Origin of the sequence: Paenibacillus sp. A3, assembly GCF_001399685.1 — a bacterium.
Taxonomy (GTDB): Bacteria; Bacillota; Bacilli; order Paenibacillales; family NBRC-103111; genus Paenibacillus_G.
Genome location: NZ_JTHN01000332.1, coordinates 1 through 5,018 on the forward strand (window position 1 = coordinate 1; position 5,018 = coordinate 5,018).

At 56.8% G+C, this 5,018-nt stretch carries 4 protein-coding genes; 2 read left to right on the forward strand and 2 right to left on the reverse strand.

Translation table 11 applies throughout. The features are described 5' to 3' along the window. Positions 1 to 146 precede the first annotated feature (146 nt). Entirely contained in the window at positions 147 to 1,445 is a 1,299-nt protein-coding gene (locus tag QJ48_RS34220; protein ID WP_054977739.1) for a glycosyltransferase family A protein, read from the forward strand. Here QJ48_RS34220 and QJ48_RS34225 read toward each other — a convergent pair. Together QJ48_RS34225 and QJ48_RS34230 are read right to left on the reverse strand one after the other, a co-directional pair. Beyond that, positions 1,442 to 1,645, reverse strand: coding sequence for a hypothetical protein (locus tag QJ48_RS34225; protein WP_054977740.1), 204 nt, complete (start codon positions 1,643 to 1,645; stop codon positions 1,442 to 1,444). The two genes, QJ48_RS34220 and QJ48_RS34225, sit on opposite strands and share 4 nt — an antisense overlap. Positions 1,646 to 1,663: 18 nt before the next feature. After that, positions 1,664 to 2,206, reverse strand: a complete 543-nt coding sequence (locus QJ48_RS34230) for a hypothetical protein (RefSeq protein ID WP_054977741.1) — start codon at positions 2,204 to 2,206, stop codon at positions 1,664 to 1,666. 157 nt (positions 2,207 to 2,363) lie between these two features. Between QJ48_RS34230 and QJ48_RS34235 the strand changes: the two genes are divergently transcribed. Beyond that, the gene (locus QJ48_RS34235; protein WP_054977742.1) at positions 2,364 to 4,985 is read left to right on the forward strand and encodes a glycosyltransferase; all 2,622 of its coding nucleotides are present in this window, start codon (positions 2,364 to 2,366) and stop codon (positions 4,983 to 4,985) included. Positions 4,986 to 5,018: the final 33 nt, after the last annotated feature.

Below are 5,018 nucleotides of genomic sequence, written 5' to 3' on the forward strand. Positions count from 1 at the left end.
CATCCATAGCCAATCGAGGGTCGGCGGATAAATGACGATGCTCACCGGACAGTCCCTCCTTAGAAAAATCGATAACAAATTTTAGGTGTTTATCATATAGTAAACAGTGAAACCGAAAGTGCAGATGACAGGAGGGCGTGCCCGAGATGCTGTTTATCGTGCTGGACTCGCGTCAAAGCGGACCTGCGGAGCAAACGCAAGCATCCGTCCGGGCTGTCTTCCCGGATAGCCGGTGCGTACTGCTGGAATCGCATGCAGCGGGCGACATGAATGAAGCTCTTGCCGATGATGAAGGGCCTTGGTTTGCCGTGCTGTATGCGGGCGAGCGGCTGCTCCCGGCGTTTCGCCGCGAGCTCGAGACTTGGGTCCGCTCATTGGAGGAGAGCGACGCCGGTGTGCTCCTGTTCCCGGCGGCTGCGGACGGCCGTCGTCTGCCTGCCGCCAGCGTGCCCAGAGGGCCTGTGCTCTGGCGAACGAAAGCGTGGAACAGTGGCCTGTCTCCGGGATTTGCCGATCCTGGGCTGCTTCCGTTCGAACGGTATGCCCTGGTGGAAAAGCAATCCCAGTTAAGCGCGGCATGGCATTGGCCGGAGCGGCAGTCATTGGGGTGGCTTCCCGCTGTGACGGGTATCCCCGACACCAAGAGAGCGGCGGACGAATGGCGCGAGCTTGCCCCGATCCTGAAAGGGCGGTATAGCGCCGCAATTCCCGGCAAGTCTCCGTTCGTAACGGTAGTCCTTTGCCTATTCAATGATGCGGAATATTTGGTTTGGGCGATCCGAAGCGTCTGCGCACAAACGTACCCGCACTGGGAGTTGCTCATTATGGACGACGGATCGACCGACGGCGCCAAGGAGACGCTGAGAGCCTGCCCTTTTTCGGCGGACCCCCGCATACGGTTCGTGCGCTGCGAGCGGAACATGGGGAAGTCCCATACCTTGAATCGGGCGTTATCGATGGCCCGGGGCCGATGGCTGCTTGAGCTTGACGCCGACGATTGGCTGATGCCGGACTGCTTGCGATTACTCGCCGGCCGGGCTGCGCAAGGAAGCGGAGCGGCCTTCCTCTACGGGAGTCACAGGCTGTGGCATGAACGCCGGGACAAAAGCTTGATCATGGGGCGGATCGGCGAGCGTCCGAAAGCGATGACGGTCGATTCGCTTCTGAAAGACGGGTTTCCGTTGGCTCCTCGCATGTATAACGTAGAGCGGCTGAAGCAGCTGGGAGGCTGGCTGACCACGGACCCGTTCGAGGGGCGTTTGTATGAAGACCTTCAGCTTCTGGCACGTCTTCTGCCGTTCGGGCCGCCGGAGGAAGTGCACGAAGTCATGTACCATCGTAGACTGCGAATGTCCAGCATAACCCACCGCCACCCGGGCCATTATGCCAAGTGGCTTCAGTGGATGAGAAAAATGCTGCCGGCCATAAGCCCGTCGCAAGATTAAGCCGCAAGAATGCGTACGAATTCTACATTTTGGTTAAATACCGTCACTTGAATCGTCGGAGAAGTGTAAGAAGGATTGGGGACCAGTACCGTAAAAAAGCCGTCTCCTACGCCGAGCAGCGTACCTTGTACGAATTGATTCGTCAAAAACGCTTCGATCTTTCTGCCGATGAAGGCGGCCAGCGCCTGCGAGAAATTCATGTCCTGCGGCCTCCTTTCTCAAGTTACGGAATTTACGTTGGCGAGAGGGATTAAGACAATGTCGCCGGTAGGCTCTTGGATTTGGGCAAAATCGTCGCCGACCACAGTCAGCGTACCGGAGATGGAGCCTGCGTTTGTATCGAGAGATACCGTCGTGCCGACACGTCCTTGCAGCACCGTACGAACGGCACGGCTGGTGGCGTAGAGACTCTCCACTTCCCCTTGCAAGTCGGCGATCTGGGCGGCGAATGGCTCCGTCCGGGCTGCAAGCGCGGAGACTTGCCCGCTTAAACCGTTCAGCGACTGGTTCGTTTGCGCCAACTGCGCGGCCAATTGCTTCTCTTGCGCGGAGACGGCGTTCACCTGTCCGGCGAGCCGGCTTACGTCGCGCGAGATCCGACGAATGCGCCGGCTTAAGATGGTAAACAGCCTGAGCAAACGGTGACGGAGCTTCCTGACGATGTCTGACAAGGTCGGGCGTTTCTTTCGGGGAACCGCCTTTTTGCGTGCCGGAACGCAGTTGCTTTTCACTAAAAGAATTTGCCGTAAGGACACGGTCATTACACCCTCCTTCCGAATAGATACGTTGTACCATATGTCAGTCAAATGCTTATAGGAACTTGTCAGATCGAAAATGATGAATCAACCTATTTATGGAAAAAAACGGAACGAACGCAGACCGCCGTTTGATTCGGAAACGAAGGGGAGGTAGAGGAAGGTGACGGCAGAGACGAAACCGCACTTTCGTTCGGAATATCATTACAGGCAGCAGTATTATGCCAGTTTCCTGCATGGTCCGATTGATCCGAATGCAGCGGAAGTGATGAAGCTGATGGGGAACAAAGCATACAAAGCGATCGTCGTATTCCCCGAAGCCGTTCCTTGGGAGCCGCACCAGCGTCCGCAGCAGCTGCTGAAAGAGTTTGCCGGACGAGGTTATCTTTGTTTCTTTTGCGATCCTACCGGCGAACCTTTTCAGCTTCGCGAAGCCGAGCCGAACCTTTTCGTCGTGAGCGGCGAAGCGTATTTGCTTCCTGCGCTTCGCAGCCAATCCGTTATTGTGCTGTGTACTTGGCTTATACAGATGGCTTGGGCAGACTTATTGCCGCATAAGGTGCTTTGGTACGATGTGCTCGACTGTCTTGAATTTTTTTCGTTATACGATGAGAACATGCTCGAAAAGCACCGTCAAACGACGGCCCAAGCGGATATCGTGACCTATTCCGCGAAATCGCTGCAGAGGTATGTGACGGAACGGCCCGACGCCTATTATTTGCCTAACGCTGCGAGAATCGAAGATTTCGGAATGCCGCGCGCTTTCATTCCCGGGGATATGGCCCCGTTTGTCACAGCAGGCTCCCCGGTTATCGGATATTTCGGAGCGGTGGAAGAATGGTTCGACGACGAGCTGGTGCTGGAACTGGCCCGCAGAAAGCCGGAATGGCAGTTCATCATTATCGGCAAGCCGGGTATTCCCAGCGATAAACTCGATGCGCCCAACGTTCACCTGCTCGGGATGAAGCCGTACCATCAACTGGTCCACTATGGCAAATGGTTTGATGCGGCCATCATTCCATTCAGCGTCAACGAAACGACCAACGGCGTATCTCCCGTCAAATTTTTCGAATATGCGGCGCTCGGCCTTCCGGTCGTTTCCGCGCCGCTGCTGGAGTTGACGGCGTACCAGACCGACATCTTGCGTCTGGCGGAAGGTGCCGACGAATTCGAAGCGGCGCTCGAATCGGTCCTGGCTCCGGAATTTGCTGCGGTCGCGGCCCGGGAAGGGGTCCGTTTCGCCGCAGGACACCAATGGTCGGAGCGGACGGATCAAGCGGAGCGTCTGCTGGAGGAACGGAAGGGAGCCTGGAAGGCGTACGCCAATTACGATCCGGCCGGCAAAGCTGCGGTGATGACGGTTACCTTTCTGGATTATGAGGGGGAGAAGTTCTATAACGGCGGAGCGGAGAGATATTTGACAGATTTGCACCGGCTGATGGAGCAGCAGGGGGTGCCGCTTACCGTCTATCAGTACGGCCATGATGCGTGGCTGCGCCGGGTTCGTGGCATTGACGTCGTATCTTTATCGCGAGGCGGACAGCACGCGAAGCAATATACGATCCCTACCGTCAAAACGTACAGCCGGTTGTTTCAGGAGCAGACGGCCGAGCGTTCGGCACTGACGGTCTATTCCGCCTTTTTCAACGCGTGGCCCTATGAAACGAGCGGTTCGGGCATCGGTATTATTCACGGCGTGAACTGGGATAACCCGGATAGCAGCTATGCGGACGGGACGATTTTCTGGGAAACGAACCGCCGTTTTATCGAAGGGGCCCGGCTGTGCGGAACGCTGGTGTCGGTAGATACGAATTCGGCGAACTGGCTGCAGACGGTCGATTATGCTTTGGGCCACGCGATCAAAGTGATTCCGAACTACGTAGATACGGACCAGTTTACGCCAAGACCCGATTACGACAAGCCGGGCAGCCGCATCGTCATCTTGTATCCCCGGAGATTGTACCATGCGAGAGGGTTGTACCTGGTACTGGAAGTTATCGATCAAATTTTGCTTAAATATCCTCATGTCGATTTTCATTTTGTGGGGCAAGGAATCGATGCCGACCTTCGGCATGTAGATATCAAAATCAAACGGTGGCCCGGCCGCATTAAACGGTACTCGCTTAAGCTTGACGACATGCCGCAGGCTTACCGGCAGGCGGATATCTCGCTGATCCCGACGCTGTACAGCGAAGGCACAAGCTTGTCCTGTCTGGAGGCGATGGCTTCCGGGAATGCGGTCATCGCCACCCGGGTCGGCGGCTTGACGGACCTCGTCATCGACGGGTACAACGGGCTGCTCATCGAGCCTAACGCCCATGCCCTGAAGCAAGCCATCGGCAGCTTGCTGGACGATCCGGCGAAGCTCGTTTCCTTCAAGCAAAAAGCGACCGAGGTCGCAGAGGTGTTCACCAAGAAGCGCTGGACCCGGCAGTGGACGGACATCATCGCTTCCCATTGGCGCAGCCGTGCCGACTTGTCCGCCTCGCCCGGCCGCAGCCGGCTGATCGAGATTTGGTTGACACGGTTCCCGACAGAACGGAGCGCAGGTCAAGCGATCGTGAACTATTTGGCCGGAGGCGATTTGGTTTATATCCGGGTGAAGGACGGAAAGGCGTACCGGTCCTACAGCTTCGGCCGCTTGCAATGGCTGGACTGGGACGATCCGCAGCATGACGAACCCGATGAGCTTATTGTGGAGCAGGGGATCGAACGGGAATTTGGCCGTCCGGTCCGAACCGTCGCGATCGAGGAGGGGAAATGGAGTATGGAGGCTGGCGGCTAAGGTGCGCCAGCCCAAGAGTGTTGAGAAAGTGGT